Origin of the sequence: Pseudoalteromonas lipolytica, assembly GCF_003515105.1 — a bacterium.
GTDB classification, from domain to species: domain Bacteria; phylum Pseudomonadota; class Gammaproteobacteria; order Enterobacterales; family Alteromonadaceae; genus Pseudoalteromonas; species Pseudoalteromonas lipolytica.
In genome coordinates this window covers 1,907,941-1,926,863 of record NZ_CP032090.1, presented here as the reverse complement: position 1 = coordinate 1,926,863, position 18,923 = coordinate 1,907,941, and the positions used below count along the sequence as shown (strand labels likewise).

General features: G+C 41.4%; 17 protein-coding genes and 1 tRNA gene. 15 read left to right on the top strand and 3 right to left on the bottom strand.

Features of this window, described 5'->3' with window-relative positions; translation table 11 throughout:
* The 9 genes from infC (at position 1) to D0907_RS08775 (ending at position 8,310) form a co-directional block, all read left to right on the top strand.
* Positions 1-564 (top strand): translation initiation factor IF-3, encoded by a 564-nt coding sequence (gene infC / locus D0907_RS08815; protein WP_074989585.1) that lies wholly within the window; start codon positions 1-3, stop codon positions 562-564.
* 206 nt (positions 565-770) lie between these two features.
* Positions 771-971, top strand: a complete 201-nt coding sequence (gene rpmI, locus D0907_RS08810; protein WP_004587840.1) for a 50S ribosomal protein L35 — start codon at positions 771-773, stop codon at positions 969-971.
* Positions 972-986: 15 nt separating this feature from the next.
* Positions 987-1,346, top strand: coding sequence for a 50S ribosomal protein L20 (gene rplT, locus D0907_RS08805; protein ID WP_036968189.1), 360 nt, complete (start codon positions 987-989; stop codon positions 1,344-1,346).
* A gap of 199 nt (positions 1,347-1,545) precedes the next feature.
* Complete coding sequence (locus D0907_RS08800; RefSeq protein ID WP_118844334.1) at positions 1,546-3,336, top strand: M14 family metallopeptidase; 1,791 nt, start codon at positions 1,546-1,548, stop codon at positions 3,334-3,336.
* Positions 3,337-3,341: 5 nt separating this feature from the next.
* The gene (locus tag D0907_RS08795) at positions 3,342-3,983 is read left to right on the top strand and encodes an MBL fold metallo-hydrolase (protein WP_036968195.1); all 642 of its coding nucleotides are present in this window, start codon (positions 3,342-3,344) and stop codon (positions 3,981-3,983) included.
* 97 nt (positions 3,984-4,080) lie between these two features.
* On the top strand, positions 4,081-4,539 hold the full coding sequence (locus D0907_RS08790; RefSeq protein ID WP_036968198.1) for an Lrp/AsnC family transcriptional regulator: 459 nt from the start codon (positions 4,081-4,083) through the stop codon (positions 4,537-4,539).
* 164 nt (positions 4,540-4,703) lie between these two features.
* Positions 4,704-6,260 (top strand): SulP family inorganic anion transporter, encoded by a 1,557-nt coding sequence (locus D0907_RS08785; protein WP_036968200.1) that lies wholly within the window; start codon positions 4,704-4,706, stop codon positions 6,258-6,260.
* A 155-nt stretch (positions 6,261-6,415) separates the two neighbouring features.
* On the top strand, positions 6,416-7,489 hold the full coding sequence (locus D0907_RS08780; protein ID WP_036968201.1) for a sensor histidine kinase: 1,074 nt from the start codon (positions 6,416-6,418) through the stop codon (positions 7,487-7,489).
* The gene (locus D0907_RS08775) at positions 7,486-8,310 is read left to right on the top strand and encodes a LytR/AlgR family response regulator transcription factor (RefSeq protein WP_036968204.1); all 825 of its coding nucleotides are present in this window, start codon (positions 7,486-7,488) and stop codon (positions 8,308-8,310) included. The genes D0907_RS08780 and D0907_RS08775 overlap by 4 nt, the downstream gene beginning before the upstream one ends.
* A 63-nt stretch (positions 8,311-8,373) precedes the next feature.
* On the opposite strand, the gene pyk is transcribed toward D0907_RS08775, so the two are convergent.
* Positions 8,374-9,807: a pyruvate kinase gene (gene pyk, locus D0907_RS08770; RefSeq protein ID WP_036968210.1), complete on the bottom strand. Its 1,434-nt coding sequence runs from the start codon at positions 9,805-9,807 to the stop codon at positions 8,374-8,376.
* Positions 9,808-10,229: 422 nt separating this feature from the next.
* On the opposite strand from pyk, the gene gndA reads away from it, so the two are divergent.
* Complete coding sequence (gene gndA / locus D0907_RS08765) at positions 10,230-11,603, top strand: NADP-dependent phosphogluconate dehydrogenase (RefSeq protein WP_075593539.1); 1,374 nt, start codon at positions 10,230-10,232, stop codon at positions 11,601-11,603.
* A gap of 70 nt (positions 11,604-11,673) precedes the next feature.
* Here gndA and ansA read toward each other — a convergent pair whose 3' ends face one another.
* The gene (gene ansA, locus D0907_RS08760; RefSeq protein ID WP_118844333.1) at positions 11,674-12,684 is read right to left on the bottom strand and encodes an asparaginase; all 1,011 of its coding nucleotides are present in this window, start codon (positions 12,682-12,684) and stop codon (positions 11,674-11,676) included.
* Positions 12,685-12,742: 58 nt separating this feature from the next.
* Positions 12,743-14,608 carry a signal peptide peptidase SppA gene (gene sppA, locus D0907_RS08755; RefSeq protein WP_118844332.1) on the bottom strand — a complete coding sequence of 622 codons (1,866 nt, stop codon included), beginning with the start codon at positions 14,606-14,608 and terminating at the stop codon, positions 12,743-12,745.
* A gap of 198 nt (positions 14,609-14,806) precedes the next feature.
* On the opposite strand from sppA, the gene D0907_RS08750 reads away from it, so the two are divergent.
* The 5 genes from D0907_RS08750 (at position 14,807) to D0907_RS08730 (ending at position 18,884) form a co-directional block, all read left to right on the top strand.
* Positions 14,807-16,768, top strand: coding sequence for an oxidoreductase (locus tag D0907_RS08750; RefSeq protein WP_065979965.1), 1,962 nt, complete (start codon positions 14,807-14,809; stop codon positions 16,766-16,768).
* 62 nt (positions 16,769-16,830) lie between these two features.
* On the top strand, positions 16,831-17,532 hold the full coding sequence (locus D0907_RS08745; RefSeq protein ID WP_118844331.1) for an HvfX family Cu-binding RiPP maturation protein: 702 nt from the start codon (positions 16,831-16,833) through the stop codon (positions 17,530-17,532).
* Between the two features lie 61 nt (positions 17,533-17,593).
* A complete protein-coding gene (locus tag D0907_RS08740) occupies positions 17,594-18,142 on the top strand; it encodes an NAD(P)H nitroreductase (RefSeq protein WP_118844330.1) in 549 nt (182 codons plus the stop codon).
* A gap of 200 nt (positions 18,143-18,342) precedes the next feature.
* Positions 18,343-18,720: a hypothetical protein gene (locus D0907_RS08735; protein WP_036968230.1), complete on the top strand. Its 378-nt coding sequence runs from the start codon at positions 18,343-18,345 to the stop codon at positions 18,718-18,720.
* 73 nt (positions 18,721-18,793) lie between these two features.
* Positions 18,794-18,884: transfer RNA gene (locus D0907_RS08730), tRNA-Ser, on the top strand.
* Positions 18,885-18,923: the final 39 nt, after the last annotated feature.

Sequence of the window (18,923 nt, the reverse complement as noted above, 5' to 3'; positions counted from 1 at the left end):
TTGGAGGATCGTACCATTAGAGGCGGCAAGAAAGGGCAACAAACAGCTCAAAAAAATCGTATCAACGAAGATATTACAGCTAAAGAAGTTCGTTTAATTGACATTGACGGCGAGCAAGCTGGCATCGTGTCATTAAAAGAGGCGCAAGCTATGGCTGATGATGCGGGTGTAGATCTTGTAGAAATCAGTCCTAATGCTGAGCCACCTGTTTGTAAGGTTATGGACTACGGTAAGTTCATCTTTGAGAAAAGCAAAGAACTAAAAGAACAAAAGAAAAAGCAAAAGCAAATCCAGGTGAAAGAAATCAAATTCCGTCCAGGCACGGATGAAGGTGATTACCAGGTTAAGCTTCGCAATTTGCGTAAGTTCTTAGAAGCGGGTGATAAAGCTAAAATTACTATTCGTTTCCGTGGTCGTGAAATGGCTCACCAAGAAATTGGTATTGAATTATTAAATCGTGTTAAAGCTGATTTGGAAGATGTTTCACAAGTTGAATCTTTCCCAAATCGTGTTGAAGGTCGCCAAATGGTTATGATGATGGCACCTATTGCTAAAAAGCAATAAACAAGCGATAATACGCACCGAATTTATCTCAGGTCATCAAGTAACAGCTTGCTGTTCACCTGAAATAACCGGTTTAAGTAAAGTTGCAGTGCATTAGTACTGGGCTTTCACCGGATAATGGCGGTAAGTTAGGCCTTGAAAGAAGAGCTATTTATATCTCTCGCCTGCTTGCCATATTGTTGAGCAATACATTTGGAGTTATTGCAATGGCTTACAAGCTAAAATCACACAGAGGCGCAGCTAAGCGTTTCAAGAAAACTGCTTCTGGCGGTTTCAAGCGTAAACAAGCGCATCTTCGTCACATTCTGACTAAGAAAACTTCTAAGCGTAAATTACACTTACGTCCTAAGATGATGGTTCATAAGAATGACCATGGTCTAGTTTCACGTATGTTACCATTCGCTTAATAGGAGTCTTCAGAAATGGCAAGAGTTAAACGCGGTGTTATCGCACGTGCACGTCACAAAAAAGTTTTAAAACAAGCTAAAGGTTACTACGGAGCACGTTCACGTGTTTACCGCGTAGCTTTCCAGGCAGTTACTAAAGCGGGTCAATACGCTTACCGTGACCGTCGTGCTAAGAAACGTACTTTCCGTCAACTTTGGATTGCACGTATCAATGCAGCAGCTCGTCAAAACGGTCTTTCATACAGCCGTTTTATCAATGGTCTTAAAAAGACATCTGTAGAAATCGATCGTAAGATCCTTGCAGATATCGCTGTTTACGACCAAGTTGCATTCGCAGCGCTTGTTGCAAAAGCTAAAGAAGGCCTAGCGGCTTAATTTTCGCTTTTGATACAGTTTAAAAAGGAGCCTAGTGCTCCTTTTTTTGATCTTAGAACTCCTTGAACCGTGAATCTTTAAATAATCACGTCCTGTCATTTGCTCCATTTTTTTGTTGAATCACCGCAGTTTACGCAATCTATTCTAATTAGTTGTTATAATTCCCGTTAATAGAATAAGTACCGCACTTGAGAGTGATATGTTTGCCAGTTTAGTGTTTTTATCTACTGTAGTGACTTTAGACAGCCACCTACCTCCTTTGTTACCGTGGCAAGGTAACAGTGTGTCATTAATGCAAGAAAAAGGGCCATTAACGACTGATTTTGAATTAAGTGATGGCACCTTATCGCCAAATTATGCAGACACAATGGCTTTTGTAGATCGACTCGTTGCGGCTAATCCTACTCAATTTAAAGTAAAAACGATTGCCACAAGTAGCAGTGGCCGCGCAATAAAAATGCTTGTTGCTAATGAGCAAGGGTTGTTTGAGCCAACACAACTTGTTGCAGATACCAAACCAACTATCTTTGTTCAAGCGGGTATTCACAGCGGGGAAATTGACGGTAAAGATGCCATGTTTATGCTATTACGTGATATTGCGACCGGAAAGCGTCGTGATATTTTAAGTAAAGTAAACATACTGTTCATTCCAATTCTGAATGTAGATGGTCACGAACGTAGCAGCCAATTTAACCGTATAAATCAACGCGGCCCAGCAGAAATGGGATTTAGAACTAACGGTCTAAATTTAAACTTAAATCGTGATTATACCAAGCTTGATACCCCCGAAATACAAGGGGTTATGCAGGTTATAAATCAATTCAAACCCGACCTTTATATTGATGTACATGTAACAGATGGCGCTGATTACCAATACGATGTCACGTATGGGTACAATCCTGTGTTCTCAAGTGAGTCACCAAGTGTGTCAGAAGCGCTAGACACCCTGTTTAAACCTGTCATTGATGCCAAATTAGAAAAAGCAGGGCACATACCTGGGCCATTGGTGTTTGTTATGGACAAGCGCGATTTCAAAAAAGGCTTAGCAGGATGGGTTGCGACACCTCGTTATTCGAATGGGTGGGGTGACTTACGTTCATTGCCTAGTATTTTAGTTGAAAATCACTCTTTAAAACCTTACAAGCAGCGTGTGTTAGGCACTTATGTGTTTATCGACGGCGCTATTGATGCGCTTGCAGCTAACGATAAAGCATTAAATGCCGCTGTAAAAAAAGAGCTCGATTTTAAACCGAGACAACTCGTTGTTGAGCGTAGTTACGCAAAGCAACCCGACACAATCGCATTTAAAGGCATTGCCTATTCACGCAGTGAAAGCGCGCTTACAGGGCAAGCTGAAGTTAAATACCTCGGTGAAGCTAAAAACTATGAGTCATTGCCGATTTTTTGGCAAAAAGACGTTAAGAAAACGGTTCATGTTCCTCGTGCGTTTTACATTCCACCTGCGTATAGCAATATAATCAAAAAACTTAAGTTACACGGTATCGACGTTACTCAGGTTGATAACACGCCAACGGCAGTGATGACACAGGCAAGCGTAGTCGACTATACATTTGCTAAAGCTCCCTTTGAAGGGCGTTTTCGTGTAGATGCCAAATTTGACTATGCCCCTGTGCAAGTAGATGTACAGGGCTGGTATAAAGTCTCAACGGCGCAACCCTACTCAGAATTGGCAACACATTTGCTGCACCCTGAAGCCCCTGATTCATTTTTTTCATGGGGTGAGTTTAACACCATTTTTCAACGTACTGAGTACATGGAAAATTACGCGCTTATGCCATATGCTCGTCAGATGCTAAAAGAAAAACCGGCCCTTGCATTAGAGTTTGATCAGAAAATTCGTGAAGATAAACAATTTGCGAATGATCCAGAAGCGCGTCTGAATTGGCTTTATGAGCGTACCCCATTTTATGATCAAGCGTATTTAAAATACCCAATTTTAATGACGTTTGAGACACCTGAACAAGGATAAAAACGATGAAAGTCATTACAGTCCCTGTGACGGGGTTTGCACAAAACTGCCGCATAATTATTTGCCAGCAGACGAATAAAGCAGCATTAGTTGACCCTGGCGGTGATGCTGAAAAATTATGCGCTCAGCTTGCCTCACTTGGTTGTGAATTAATTGCAATTTATCTAACCCATGGTCATTTAGATCATGTTGGTGCGGCTAAACAGCTTGCCGATAAGTTTAATGTTGACATTATTGGTCCACACATTGACGACAAGTTTTGGTTTGATTCACTGCCAATGCAAGCTCAAATGTTCGGATTTGCACCCATTTCACCTTTTTATCCAACACAGTGGTTAAACCATGGCGATGTGATTAGCGTGGGTAATAGCCAGTTATCGGTGCGCCATTGTCCAGGCCATACGCCAGGGCACGTGGTCTTTTATGATGACGAGACACAGCAGGTCATCGTCGGAGATGTTATTTTTCAAGGTTCAGTAGGGCGCACAGACTTTCCAAAAGGCGATAGTGCGCAGCTGCTTGCATCAATTAAATCAGAAATTTTATCGTTTGCAGATGAAGTTGCCATTTTACCTGGTCATGGTCCAAACACTACCGTAGGGCATGAGCGAAAAACGAATCCATTTATTAGTGGACGCTTTGGCTAAAATTGCATTTTTTTCGCATAAATAATAGAAAATAGGCAGACTGACATTCAAATCAGTTATATAATTTACTCAGTATTTTTAAAGAAAAAGAAATAAAATGTCTCTAAACCAAGTAGATCGCCAAATTTTGGCATTATTACAGCAGGATGCTAGCTTATCAACGGCAGAAATTGCCGATAAAGTTGGTTTATCTCAATCTCCTTGTTGGCGTCGTATCGCTAAACTTGAACAAGATGGTTATATCAAAGGTAAAGTTGCTTTGCTTGATGAGAAAAAGCTTGGCTTTGATATGTTGGTTTATGCACATGTTCGCTTATCAAATCATGGCAGAACAAACTTAGCTGAATTTGAACGTTTAATCATGAGCTACGACGAAGTGACCGAGTGCTATAGCATGGCGGGTACTATGGACTTTATGCTGCGCATTATTTCTAAAGGAATTGAAGGGTATGAGCAGTTTGTTCGCGATAACCTTCTAAATCTTGAGTTTGTGCAAGAAGTACACTCAAATGTGACGATGACTTGTGTGAAGCGAAGTACATCTTTACCTCTTTAACTATACCTTCTTCATTTAGCTTTTTATTGACAAACGGTTAGTGCTTTTGCGTGCTAACCGTTTTGTTGTCTGTGTGTTTACGGTTGTTGCTGATTGTTAACGTAGGCAGTTTTTGCTAGAATTCTGCGCCTTGCCAAAATGCATACACTTGAAAGAGGATCTTAATGTTTAACTTACTCAGCAAAGCGCCAAGCTCTGCTAAAAACGATATATTATCGGGCCTGACAGTCGCACTGGCATTGGTGCCAGAAGCCGTTGCTTTTGCTTTCGTTGCTAATGTAGAGCCTTTAGTAGGCCTATATGCCGCATTTATTGTTGGTTTGATTACGGCTATTTTTGGTGGTCGCCCTGGAATGATATCAGGTGCAACCGGCGCATTAGCCGTCGTAATGGTAAGTTTAGTATTAGACCATGGCGTTGAATATCTATTTGCGACGGTATTATTGATGGGGATATTACAGATCCTCGCAGGTATATTTAAGCTTGGTAAGTTTATTCGCATGGTACCTCACCCCGTCATGTTAGGCTTTGTGAATGGTCTTGCTATCGTTATTTTCTTAGCCCAACTAGGTCAATTTAAAGTACCAGATGGTATGGGCGGCCAACAGTGGATGGAAGGTCAAGCGCTTTACATAATGCTTGGTTTAGTCGCGTTAACCATGGCGATTATTCACTTTTTACCTAAGCTAACTACCGCGGTACCTTCATCATTAGTTGCTATTGTGACAGTGACGGGTATTGTGATTGGGTTTGACCTTGAAGCACGCACTGTGCTTGATTTCTTAAAAGGGATGACGGGTAACGAGCAAGCAACTATCGCAGGCGGTCTGCCGCAATTCCATATTCCAATGGTGCCATTTACCCTTGAAACGTTAAAAATAATTTTTCCGTATGCATTAATTCTAGCGGCAATTGGTTTAATTGAATCATTGTTAACACTCACGCTTATAGATGAAATTACAGAAACGCGTGGCCACAGTAATAAAGAGTGTATTGGTCAAGGTGCTGCTAATGTAACCTGTGGTTTCTTTGGTGCAATGGGCGGGTGTGCAATGATTGGCCAATCAATGATTAACATTAACTCGGGTGGTCGCTCGCGTTTATCAGGTATTAGCGCAGCCTTACTCCTATTGGCTTTCATTATTTTTGCAGCAGGCTTAATCGAAATGATCCCGCTGGCGGCACTGGTTGGTGTAATGTTCATGGTGGTACTAGGCACATTTGAATGGGCAAGCTTTAAAATGATGAAGCGCGTGCCAAAGTCTGATGCATTTGTGATTGTATTAGTGTCTGGTGTGACTGTTGCCACTGACCTTGCAATTGCTGTGTGCGTAGGTGTGATTGTGTCTGCACTGGTATTTGCTTGGCAGCATGCTAAACACATTTATACAAGCAACTATATCGACCAAGAGGGCTCAAAAGTCTATGAATTGCATGGCCCACTGTTTTTTGGCTCGGTGAAAAACTTTGCCGAATTATTCGATGTAAAAAGTGATCCCCAAGACGTCATTATTGAGTTTAAACATAGCCGAGTGGCAGATCACAGTGCGATTGAAGCCATTGATAGTTTAGCCGATAAGTATGCTAAAGCGGGTAAAAAATTACATTTACGTCATTTAAGCCCAGATTGTATTCAGTTGCTTCATAAAGCACGCGATCTTGTCGAGGTTAACGTGATTGAGGATCCTAAATACAAAGTAGCCTCTGATAAATTGGCGTAATAAATTGCCGATTAAAAAGCGAAGGCCGTCAAAGTCTTCGCTTTTTTAATGCCTGTAGAATGCGGTAAGGCTATTAAAAATTAAGATAGGTGGCAGTGCTTTGCATGAGTGACTATCGGTATAATAAAAATAACGACGAAAGGTAACTTGATATTTTGAATTGGCAATCATTAGTTGATAATCGACAACGCTTCTTCTGGGTTTTGCAAATAGCAGGCTGGATAGGCTACGCGTTGGTGAATTATATCGGCTCAAAAGTATTTGAAATGCGTGATATTTACGTATTTGTTATTGTATTAAACGCCTATGCAGGGTGTTTAATGACAGTACCACTGCGTTATATGTATCGCAAAGTTTGGAATGCATCGCCATGGGTTCTTATGCTTGTTGTGTTTGGGGCATCCTATATCACGGGTACGTTATGGGCGGTCGTTCAAAAATTCAACTTATGGGAAATTTATCGACACGGTTACCGGCCGAATGAATGGTTTTATTATTTTCAGCAGGGATTAGACTCTGTCTATATTATTCTGTGCTGGAGTGGTTTGTATTTTGGTATAAAGTATTACCAACTACTGCAAAGTGAGCGTCAAAAAGCCTTAAAAGCAACAACAATGGCGCACGAAGCACAGTTAAAAATGCTGCGCTACCAACTTAATCCGCACTTTTTATTTAATACACTGAATGCAATATCAACCTTAATTTTGGTGAAAGAGAATAAAGATGCGAATTTAATGGTCTCTAAATTAAGTGACTTCTTACGCTACACACTCAATACTGATCCCATTAAAAAGGTGCCTCTAGAGCAAGAAATACACGCACTCATGCTGTATTTAGAGATTGAAAAAGTACGTTTTGATGAGCGTCTTCAGGTCAATGTTGATGTTAGCGAGCAAGCGAAAGAGGCATTAGTACCGAGTTTGATCCTCCAGCCCATTATTGAAAACTCAATCAAGTATGCGATAGCGCAGCTTAATGAGGGGGGAGTGATTGATATTAAAGCACAAGTTTTTGCAAATGAACTATTATTGGAAGTAGGCGATAATGGTCCTGGTACTGAGTTAATAGATGGTCAACTGGTTAATTCTCAAGGCGTTGGCATAGCAAATACAAAGGACCGATTAAAAACACTTTATGAGAACAACTATTCGTTTGTACTCTCTGACAATTCGCCAAGTGGATTAAAAGTTAATCTGCGTGTTCCGTTTGAAAAGGCTGTTAAGAAATGAGCAAAATTAGAACTTTGATCGTTGATGATGAACCATTAGCTAGGAAAGGCTTAGCGGTTCGACTCTCTGAGTTTGACGACATAGAAGTCATTCGTTTATGTAGCAATGGTCAAGAGGCAATAGATGAATGCCTTAGTGGTAACATCCAATTAGTTTTTTTAGATATTCAAATGCCAAATATGAATGGTTTTGAAGTAGCACGTGCGTTAAGCGAAAGTGTGAACCCTTTACCTGCAATTGTATTTGTAACGGCGTTTGATCAGTTTGCTGTAAAAGCATTCGAGATTCATGCATTGGATTATATTCTTAAACCAGTCGATGACAACAGACTAAAACAGGCGGTAGAGAAAGTGCATACCTATTTAAAGACGCAACAAGATAACGCCCATAAGAAAAAACTAGCGAGTTTTGTCGCGGGTATAACAGGCAATAATTGCGAAGAGATTTTAAAAAAGCTGGCCACAGGTGATAGCTTAGCCGACCGTCGTTATCCGGAGTCACTGGCTGTAAAAGAGCAGGGTGAAATAGTCCGTGTGCCTGTTGTTACTATTCAATGGGTTGACGCTGCTGGTGATTACATGTGTTTACATTGCCAAGATGGGCAAACACATATTTTACGCAAAACAATGAAAGAGCTTGAGCAAGAGCTTGATCCCCAGTTATTTGTGCGAGTACATCGCAGTGCGATTGTTAATACAAAACAAATCAGCAAACTTGTTACTCAAGTCAGCGGTGAGTACTTATTAGTGCTCGATAATGGCCAAGAGTTAAAAGTAAGCCGCAGTTATCGCGATAAAGTAAAAGCAGCACTGGCAAGCTGATACGCTATTTTAAACAAAAAAGGCGCAAAATTAATTTTGCGCCTTTTTTCGTTATATTGGTTTTTAAACCGTCACAATTTTCATCGTGTTAGTTGCACCAATGGTTTCCATAGCGTCACCGTGAGTTAATATTACAGTGTCACCTGTGGCTAAAGAGCCTTGCTCAACAAGCGTGTTTAACGCATCACGAACCATGTTGTCTTTTTCACATTTAGTTGAGTCAAAGTATACAGGGTAAACGCCACGATAAAGTGCTGTTTGGCCTAATGTACTTGCATGACGAGACAGCGAATAAATAGGTAAACCAGAGCTGATACGCGACATAAGTTTAGCCGTGCTACCAGATTCAGTCAGTGTGATAATCGCTTTCACTGAGTCAAGGTGGTTAGCAGCATACATGGCTGAAAGTGCAATAGATTCAGCGTTAGAAGAAAAACGGCTATCTAAACGGTGTTTAGAGACGTGCGTTTCTTTTTGTGACTCGGCACCTAAACATACACGCGCCATGGTTGCGACAGTCTCTTCTGGGTAGTCACCTGCCGCTGTTTCTGCTGATAACATAACAGCGTCAGTCCCATCAAGCACTGCGTTGGCAACGTCCATAACTTCTGCACGTGTTGGCATTGGGTTATCGATCATTGATTCCATCATTTGCGTTGCCGTTACTACTGTACGGTTTAATGAGCGAGCGCGTCTAATAATAAGCTTTTGCTTACCCACAAGGGCAGCATCACCAATTTCAACACCTAAATCACCACGCGCCACCATTACAGCATCAGAAGCTAGGACGATATCATCAATTGCTTCAACGGTTTCAACCGCTTCTGCACGCTCAATTTTAGCGAGTAACTGCGCGTTCGAACCTGCCGCTTCGGCTAGTGAACGTACATAGCGCATGTCATCACCACTGCGTGGGAAAGAAACTGCAATATAGTCAACACCAATTTCGGTTGCTGTGATTAAATCTTCTTTGTCTTTCTCGGTGAAAGCCGGGGCCGTTAGACCACCGCCTAAACGGTTGATGCCTTTATTGTTCGAAAGCACGCCACCCACAGTGACTGTGGTATGCACTAATTCACCTTCAACAGAGTCGACAGTAAGTTGAATTAAGCCATCATTTAACAGTAGCAAATCACCTGATTTTACATCGTTTGGTAATTCTTTGTAGTCAATACCCACAGCGTTTACGTCGCCTTGGCCTTTTTCCATTTTTGCGTCTAGCGTAAATTTAGCACCTACTTCTAAGTTTACTTTGCCATCTTTAAATGTAGAAACGCGAATCTTAGGACCTTGTAAATCAGCAAGTATTGCAACGTGCTTGCCTAAACGCTTTGCTATATCGCGTACAGCTTGAGCACGGTCTTTGTGATCTTGAGCAACGCCATGTGAGAAGTTCAAACGAACAACATTTGCACCTGCACGAATAATTTTTTCTAGGTTGTTATCGCGATCGGTTGCCGGTCCAAGTGTCGCAACAATTTTTGTGCGTCTTAGCATCAAATTCTCCTGTGCGCTTAATCGATGTTAAGCGAATTGATGGTTTACTATTAAAAAGTCGTGCTAAAAGCCTTGCTAATGGGCTTATACAACGGCACGGTGTAGAACTCATAGGTAAAAAATGTGTTTTTTAACTATGAGTATCTGAATCCATGTATTATTGAATCATAATACAAAAATTGAATGACGATATTATGACACCGGTGTCAGGTAGCGTCAATACACTTAACTTTTAAATGGGTATTATAAAAATCTGGTCCGATGCCTGCGTTATTTTGATATAATTTGAACAACGTCGCTTTTAAACACACTGATTTTTACCAAGTTGGCTTGGATGCTCGCATTTTTGGGCTGCTTGGGTATAATGCGCGCGTATTTATTTTGATTAACTAACCAATAGTTGTTACCGAGGAGGACACTAAATGCAAGTTGCATTAGTAGGGTTAGGCGTTATGGGTAAAAATCTTGCCCTCAACCTGATTGAAAAAGGGCTGACATTAGTAGCGTACGATAAGAACCCTGATGCGGGTGCTGAGTTACTAAGCTGTGCGAAAGCACTCGGATTGGCAGACCGTTTACATATTGTGTCTGATTTAAATGATATGGTTAGACGTTTAGAGCCGCCTCGTTCAATTTTACTTTTAGTTCCTGCTGGTGAATTGGTTGATAAAGTATGTACTGAGCTTGCGGAAGCAGGCGTCGAGTGTGATGACATCATCGTCGATTGCGGCAATAGTAACTATAAAGACGGTATTAGCCGTAAACTTAAGTTCCAAAATAAATTTGAATTCGCCACAATGGGGATCTCAGGGGGTGCCGAAGGCGCACGCCATGGTCCTGCAATGATGGCCAGTGGCTCAGAAGGCGGCTGGGAGCGTGTTGAGCCGTGGTTTGAAAAAGTTGCAGCAAGTTACAAGGGTGAGTCGTGTTTTGCGCGTGTAGGGCAATCTGCAAGCGGTCACTTTGTAAAAATGGTGCACAACGGTATCGAATATGCGTTGATGCAGCTTATTGCAGAAATGTATCAACTGCTTCGTTTGGGCACTAATCGCACGCCAAAAGAAGTTGCCGACATTTTTAATGATTGGTCTGAAGGAACATTAAATAGCTACCTACTATCAATCTCTAGTCATATTCTTAGCCTTGAAACAACTGAAGGTGAGCCTTTAGTTGACTTAATTGACAATAAAGTAGGGGCCAAAGGCACTGGATTATGGACAGCACAAAATGCGCTTGAGTTAGGCATTGCAGTGCCTTCACTGGTTGCTGCGGTACAAGCTCGCCATTTAACAAATACATGTGATACGCATGCTGCAAAAGAAATGACCTATGCAGCCAAAGCAACTAACACTGTTGAGTTAGACCTAGAAGAATTAAAAGACGCGTTTACGTTGGCAAGTTTACTGGCTTACCGTCAAGGTCTTGCGCTTATCAAAGGTGCATCACGTGCGCACCAATGGAAAGTTGATCTTGCTAAAACGTTACAAACGTGGCGAGCGGGTTGTATTATTCGTGCCGATTACTTAGATAATGTTGCTGAAGGCGTAGAGTTTATTGATTCTATGCAGCGTGAATCAGCTGCACTTCGTAAAGTGACAGGGGCGGCAGTTGCTTCTGGTCTTGCATTCCCTGTGTTAACTGCAACACAAACGTATATTGCAACACTTACAACACCAAGCAATGGACATTTGGTTCAGGCACAGCGTGATTACTTCGGTGAGCACGGTATCAAAACACACAGTGGTGAAGTTTGCCATTTAACTGATTTAGTCGATATTGACGAAAAAGTCCGTTAATGAGTTGAATTACTCACCATCATGAAAAAAGGCACCGTACGGTGCCTTTTTAATATCTAAAACTTTAATTTTATCGACTCAACTCGCCACGTAGGTTGTCTTGCATAAGATGGCGCACTGTTTCAACCTCAAGCTTTTGGCTAAATAAGTAATGTAACTTTGTTAAACAGGCTTCTAAAGTCATGTCATAGCCACTGATAACACCACAGTTGAGTAAGGCATTACCGGTGGCATACCCGCCCATGTTGACATGTCCTTTTAAACACTGGGTAAGATTCACAATCACCATGCCACGCTTACTAGCCTCATTGAGGATGTCTAGAAAGGCAGGGTCTTGTGGTGCATTGCCAACGCCAAAGCTTAATAATACAAGTGCATTAATGTTATCGTTAACCAAGCTTTTTACAACCTCAGGACTGATCCCCGGATATAAATACAACACGCCAATTGGTTGTGGAGTAATGTTAGATACTTGCAGTTCGTTATCGACATACGGGCTCAATTGCCCCTTGATTAATTGTATATTGATACCTGATAACGCTAACGGTTCAAGGTTAGGTGAAGCAAACGCGTCAAAACCATCTGCGTGTGCTTTTGTTGCTCTATTACCACGGAACAGTTGGTTATTGAAAAACAGGCTGACCTCAGCAATAGGGTAATTCGCTGCTAAGTACATAGCGTTTAGTAAATTAACTTGACCATCAGAGCGAAGCTGTGACAAAGGAATTTGTGAGCCTGTGACAATCACGGGTTTGGTCAAATTTTCAAACATAAACGATAAAGCCGATGCCGTGTAGGCCATTGTGTCAGTGCCATGTAATACGACAAAGCCATCATAGTCTTGGTATTTACTTTTAATATCGTCAGCAATAAGTTGCCAATGTGCCGGTGACATATCGGATGAATCAATCAAAGGGCAGTATTCGTGAATATCAAATAAAGGCATTTCATCACGATTAAACTCAGCATTGTTGACCACTGTTTCGGTTAAAAAGCCTTCAGCAGGAACATAGCCTCGGCTCGATTTTTTCATCCCGATTGTGCCGCCTGTATAGGCGATATATATACGTTTACGTTTCATAAAAAAGCCCAGTAAATTAACTGGGCTTAGTATACCTAAAATCGCGTTAGTTAGTAACTTATTGAATTACATTACACACTAAACAGCGTGCATAGACACCTTGTGGGTCATTGTAATCTTTTAAATTATCAATTTCACTACTCAACTGCTTAACAAGGCTTTGTAAGTTAGCTTGTGTTGCAAGCACAGAGTCAGAAGACTGCGACTTAGCTAAGAATGCTTGTACAGCAGCGGTACCAAAAATATCCTGTAGCATTTGCTCTTGGGGTGTTAAAGATTGTTTGATGGTTTTAACATCATAATGCTTTAATTTTGCAAGTTCTGCTGCCGCTTTAATCGCATCTTGTTTGTCACCTAGTTTATCAACTAAGCCAAGCTCTTTCGCCTGAGTTGCTATCCACACACGCCCTTGGGCAATTTTATCAACTTGCTCAGGAGTCATATTTCGCGCTTCGGCTACAACGTTTAAGAAGCGTTTGTAGGCATTTTCTACACTGAGTTGAATGATGTCGGCCATTTTTTCATCCAGTGGGCGAGCAATAGAGAAGCCTGCTAAATCAGTGGTTGCAACACCATCTGAATAGATACCTAACTCAGCCATGGTGTTTTCAAATGTCATAAAAGTACCAAAAACACCGATTGAACCTGTAATCGTACTTGGCGCTGCCCAAATCTCATTCGCAGCAGAGGCAATCCAGTACCCCCCCGAGGCCGCAACAGAACTCATTGACGCAATAACCGGTTTTCCTGCGGCTTTAAGTGCCAGAACTTCAGCACGAATAACCTCAGAGGCAAACATACTACCACCGCCAGAGTCAATACGCAGAACCACAGCTTTTACTTTATCATCTAAGCGCGCTTTACGAAGTAGGGCTGCGGTAGAATCACCGCCAATTTCACCGGCTTTACGTTCACCATCAACAATCGTGCCTTTCGCAACGACTACCGCTACTTTTTCAGTAATAGGGTTATCAAATTCGATAGGAGGTTTAACCAGCGATAAATATTCACGGAAGCTCACTTGCTTAAATGTTTTACCGGTTTCTTCTGTACCGACTAGGTCAATAAGTTGCTGGCGAATTTGTTGAGATGTTTTTAGTGAATCAACCCATTGATTGTTTAAGGCATAGTCACCTGAATTTCCATCCACTGCTTGCATTTTTGCAAGGTAAACATCCATATCTTCGTCAAAGTTACTTTCATCAAATGGACGAGAAGCGGCAACATCTGACTTATATTCGTTCCAAAGTGCAGTTAACCATACTTGGTTAGCTTCTTTTGCTGCATCTGACATATCATTACGAATAAATGGTTCAACTGCTGACTTGTACGTACCTACACGGAAAATGTGCTGTGTTACTTTTAGCTTTTCAAGGGCGTCTTTAAAGTAAAGCGGGAACATGCCGTAACCTTCAATGCTTACACCACCATAAGGGTGCATAGACACTTCATTGGCATGTGCTGCAATATAGTACTGTGCTTGAGTGTAGTAATAGCCTGTAGCAATAACTTGTTTACCAGCATCTTTGAACTCATCAATCGCTTTTGTTATTTGTTTAAGCTTATTGATATGCGCGCTTGGCATTTTTTGAAGATCAAGCAACATAACAGAGATACGGTCATCTTTTGCAGCTTGGTTGATAACTTCAATAATATCATCAAGCAAAATCTCTGAAGGTGCTTCTTTGCCCATAGTCGCATCATTAATGGCTGCTTCTACAGGGTCAACATAGGTTTTCTCTTCAACGATAGGGCCATTTAAGTTTAGGCGCAGTACGGTTCCATCCGCGACTTTAACTTTGTCTTCTTCGCTAGTAATAGCGACAATAAAGAGTATTACTAGTATTAAAAATAATAGGTTTAGAACCAAACGGCGGGAAAAGTTTATCCCAGTCCATATGCCTTTAAATATCTTTGCTAGCAAAATAATTCCTTAATTCAGTACAGCTTAGTAGTAATCCCATCTTAGCTTAGAATAATCTGAAATTTAACTGTTAAATAGTAACAGAGTGTTTAAAACGAGAAATTGCGACAGTTAATTACTCGCTAAAAGTTGATTATTCTGGGTTATTACCGCAGAATCTAAACATCATAGAGGTTCGACCAGTTAACGGGGCAGACAATGTTAGAACAAAAATTACAATTACCGCATACCGAACTTCGTAATCGTTTGGTTATGGGCTCAATGCACACCGGTCTTGAAGAGGGCTGGCATAATCGTAAACGGTTACGCGCATTTTATGAAGCACGTGCTAAAGGAGGCACAGGCTTAATTATTACCGGCGGGTATAGTCCGAATTTACGCGGTAAACTTACTCCATTTGCATCAACGTTTAGCTCATATTATGACGTTGTTAAACACCGTGCTTACACTGAAGCAGTACACCAACATGGTGGGAAAATTTGTTTACAGCTTTTGCATGCAGGGCGTTATGCCTACCATCCATTTAATCATGCTCCTAGTGCGATTAAAGCGCCAATAAATCCATACAAACCAAAGGCGATGTCGCTTGGTGCCATTAAAAAAACCATAAAAGATTTTGCAAGCTCAGCGCGCTTAGCCGAAAAGGCGGGCTACGATGGTGTTGAGATCATGGGCTCAGAAGGTTACTTAATTAATGAGTTTATGGCGAATCATACTAATAAACGTAATGATGCTTATGGTGGTAGCTTAGAAAACCGAATGCGCCTAGCTGTTGAAATAGTGAAAGCAGTACGCGCAAAAGTCAGTGAAAAATTTATTATTATTTTTCGTTTATCAGTGATGGATTTAGTTCCTGACGGTTCTACTCCTGATGAAGTAAAGCAACAAGCTTTGGCGCTAGAAGAAGCCGGCGTTGATATCTTTAATACTGGTATAGGTTGGCATGAGGCTCGCGTCCCAACGATTGCCAGTATGGTTCCTCCTGGCGCATTTAAAGAGGCGTCAAAACGTTTAAAAGACACAGTCTCAGTTCCTGTGGTTGCGGTAAACCGTATTAACACCCCACAGATTGCTAATAGTATTTTAGCGGCAGGAGAGTCAGACCTTATTTCGATGGCAAGACCACTTTTAGCTGATCCTGAGTTTTTTAATAAATACGTAAATAATAAAACTGAGCAGATAAATATTTGTATTGGTTGTAATCAGGGTTGTTTAGACCACGTATTTAAAAATAAACGTGCGACCTGTTTAGTGAACCCTCAAGCTGCATTTGAGCTTGAATATAGCCTAGAAAAAGCCGCGTCATCACGTTTAGTGTTAGTGGTAGGTGCAGGACCAGCTGGCCTTGCTGCGAGTTGCTATTTAGCGCAAAAAGGGCACAAAGTAACGCTCATTGAGCGTAAAGAGCAAATGGGCGGCCAGTTTAATTTAGCCATGCAAATACCCGGAAAAGAAGATTTTAATCACACGCTAAATTATTTCACTAATGAACTTAAGCGTTTAAATGTTGAATTAAAATTGGGCACTGAGTTTTCAGATAACATGCTAAATCAATACGATGATGTTGTTTTTGCGACCGGTGTTAGACCTCGTGAAGCTAAAATTGAATGTGCTGATGGTAAGCGTGTTTTTGCCTACGATGAAGTGATTAGAGGTGACGTTGAACTGGGTGAAAAAATTGCGATATTAGGCGCTGGAGGTATCGGTTTCGATATGGTGGCCTTTTTAAGTGAGCATAAAGATCAAACCATTGAAGAGTTTAAAACTCAATGGGGAATAGAGTGTGAGCCACAACCTCACAAAGATAATCGCCAAATTTATATGCTAAAACGAAGCTCAGGTCGCTTTGGCAGTGAGCTGGGTAAAACGACGGGTTGGATCCACCGCCAAGTAGCAAAACAGCATGGTGTTAAACAAATTGCTGACTGCCAGTACATCAGTTTTGATAACCAAGGGTTAAAGATTACCGTAAAGGGTGAGGAACAGATACTTGATGTTGATACAGTGATTGCCTGTATTGGTCAGGTGTCTAACAGTGAACCATTTGCAGCGGAGGCTGAAAACGCAAAAGTGCATGTGATAGGTGGTGCAAAACTGGCCGCGGCCATTGATGCAAAACGTGCTATTTTTGAAGCATTGCAAGTCGCACGCAAAATCTAACTGAAAGATAACCACATTGTTAGCGGTCTTATTGATTAATCTATTTTAGTCATGAGACCGCTATGCACATTACACATACCTATCAAACAATCTTCAAACGTCTGCAGTGTTTAGAGGGGATACCCGCTTTACTTTTTCGCTTAATCTTAGCGCCGGTGATGATAATCGCTGGATTTAACAAGTTAGCGTTGAGCGGAGATGTTTCGCATTTTTACCAATATTTTCTCGCATCTGATGACATCGTTACATGGTTTGGTAACAAAGAATGGGGCTTAGGTTTACCGATGCCTGCACTACTGGCATTTTTGGCCGCATGGGCAGAGTTTCTTGGCGGTATACTGCTATTTTTGGGGCTGTTTACACGTCTTACAGCTATTCCATTAATGATTACGATGTGTGTGGCTGCGACTAGCGTACACGGTGATAATGGCTGGTTTGCTGTCACGCCTACAGATGCCAGTACCAGTCCTGCAAGAGTATTAAGCTGGCTACAAATACCAGGTGCACAAGCAAGCCTAGACAACTCCTCAGCGGCAGCTGAGCGCTTAACAAAAATGCGCGACTTATTAGAAACCCACGGTTTTACTGATTATTTATATGAAACAGGGCGCCCTGTGATTTTAAATAACGGAATGGAGTTTTCTGTTATTTATTTTGCGATGCTGTTAAGCCTATTCTTTACAGGCGGGGGACGCTATGTCAGTCTCGATTACTGGTTTAGCAGAAAGTACCGTAATCGCTTTATTGATAATGAAGTTAAATGATAAGCTTACATTTTATTGCCTATATTAACGGGCATCGTATTTAAGAATTTACGGAATAATAATGGACGCTTTAACGCTTTTACAAACACGACAGTCAGATCCACGTTTAATTTCACCGGGTCCAACAGAAAAACAGCTTTCAATTATTCAGCGCGCTGCGATTAAAGTTCCCGATCATGGTTGCATTGCGTCGTGGCGTTTTATCGTGGTGGAAGGCGAAGCACGCCATAAATTAGGTAAGATCTATCACCAAGCCGCTATCGAAGAGCAGCAAGATGACCGCGTAATTGAGCGGGCAAAAGAGCTCCCCCTCAGAGCACCTATGGTGATAATCGCAATTGCCGATGTAAAAGAAAACCCAAAAGTACCGCGCATAGAGCAGGTGCAAAGTGCTGGGTGCGCTGTGTTAGCAATGCAACAAGCTGCATTCGCTCAGGGATTAGGTGGCATTTGGCGCACAGGCTACTTTGCGCAAAGTCCAGCTGTTAAACACGCGCTTGGTTGCAAAGCAGAGGATGAAATTGTTGGCTACTTGTATATAGGCACACCTGAGGTAGATATTAAAAAGCCCATTCGTCATAAACCAGACACTTTTTTTGAGAAACTGTAAGTTAAGGGAACTTTTTAGCATCACAAGAGTCATACCTGATTAAGCTTGCTTATGTTACTTTTTTTCAAGTTGTGGCTTTGCTGTAAGAAGCGCTTGGATGCAAAAACTAAATTATTCTTCTTCAGTATGTTTTTTAATCGGTTGTTTTTTGTTAACGTATGGATAGTCTTAGAAAAATAACGATAAAGAAGACGAGAAAAATGGGAAACTTATTTTTACGTGAAAAAGAAAATTGGTTCGCTTGGTCTCTTTGGGGCATTGTTGGTGCAGTGATCACTTTGTTTGTTGCACTCTCGACAAAAGCACCTCAGTTTTTAGGTTTATCAGCGGTCGGTGTTTTGTTTCTACTTACCTGGTGGATGCACAGTACAAAACGTTTTGATTTTGGGCGTGCGTTTAAAGTCTGTTGTTATGTTTTAACGTTTAGCAGTCTACCGGCCTTTTTACTGGTGATTGTGCCAAATCACAATATGAATAAAATAGACATTATTGTTCAAACACTCGGCTTTGCACTAATCAGTTTATTCGTCTGTTTAATTTGTTCATGGATTGCCCGCAGACCAAAGCAATATTATTGATTTAAATTTTTTAGGCTTTTTTACAGTTAAGTCTTTACAATGAAAGCTGTAAGCACTATTATGCGCGCCGTACGGAGAGATGGCAGAGTGGTCGAATGCACCGGTCTTGAAAACCGGCAGGGGTTTGTAGCCCCTCTAGGGTTCAAATCCCTATCTCTCCACCATTATTTTTAAAAAACCGCCTACAGGGCGGTTTTTTGCTA

Bases quoted from the DNA above. Each gene is read 5' to 3' on its own strand.
- D0907_RS08735 (WP_036968230.1), top strand. From the start codon at position 18,343: ATGGGAAACTTATTTTTACGTGAAAAAGAAAATTGGTTCGCTTGGTCT.
- D0907_RS08800 (WP_118844334.1), top strand. From the start codon at position 1,546: ATGTTTGCCAGTTTAGTGTTTTTATCTACTGTAGTGACTTTAGACAGC.
- D0907_RS08745 (WP_118844331.1), top strand. From the start codon at position 16,831: ATGCACATTACACATACCTATCAAACAATCTTCAAACGTCTGCAGTGT.
- D0907_RS08775 (WP_036968204.1), top strand. From the start codon at position 7,486: ATGAGCAAAATTAGAACTTTGATCGTTGATGATGAACCATTAGCTAGG.
- D0907_RS08785 (WP_036968200.1), top strand. From the start codon at position 4,704: ATGTTTAACTTACTCAGCAAAGCGCCAAGCTCTGCTAAAAACGATATA.
- rplT (WP_036968189.1), top strand. From the start codon at position 987: ATGGCAAGAGTTAAACGCGGTGTTATCGCACGTGCACGTCACAAAAAA.
- ansA (WP_118844333.1), bottom strand. From the start codon at position 12,684: ATGAAACGTAAACGTATATATATCGCCTATACAGGCGGCACAATCGGG.
- rpmI (WP_004587840.1), top strand. From the start codon at position 771: ATGGCTTACAAGCTAAAATCACACAGAGGCGCAGCTAAGCGTTTCAAG.
- gndA (WP_075593539.1), top strand. From the start codon at position 10,230: ATGCAAGTTGCATTAGTAGGGTTAGGCGTTATGGGTAAAAATCTTGCC.
- D0907_RS08750 (WP_065979965.1), top strand. From the start codon at position 14,807: ATGTTAGAACAAAAATTACAATTACCGCATACCGAACTTCGTAATCGT.
- D0907_RS08790 (WP_036968198.1), top strand. From the start codon at position 4,081: ATGTCTCTAAACCAAGTAGATCGCCAAATTTTGGCATTATTACAGCAG.
- pyk (WP_036968210.1), bottom strand. From the start codon at position 9,807: ATGCTAAGACGCACAAAAATTGTTGCGACACTTGGACCGGCAACCGAT.
- D0907_RS08740 (WP_118844330.1), top strand. From the start codon at position 17,594: ATGGACGCTTTAACGCTTTTACAAACACGACAGTCAGATCCACGTTTA.
- D0907_RS08795 (WP_036968195.1), top strand. From the start codon at position 3,342: ATGAAAGTCATTACAGTCCCTGTGACGGGGTTTGCACAAAACTGCCGC.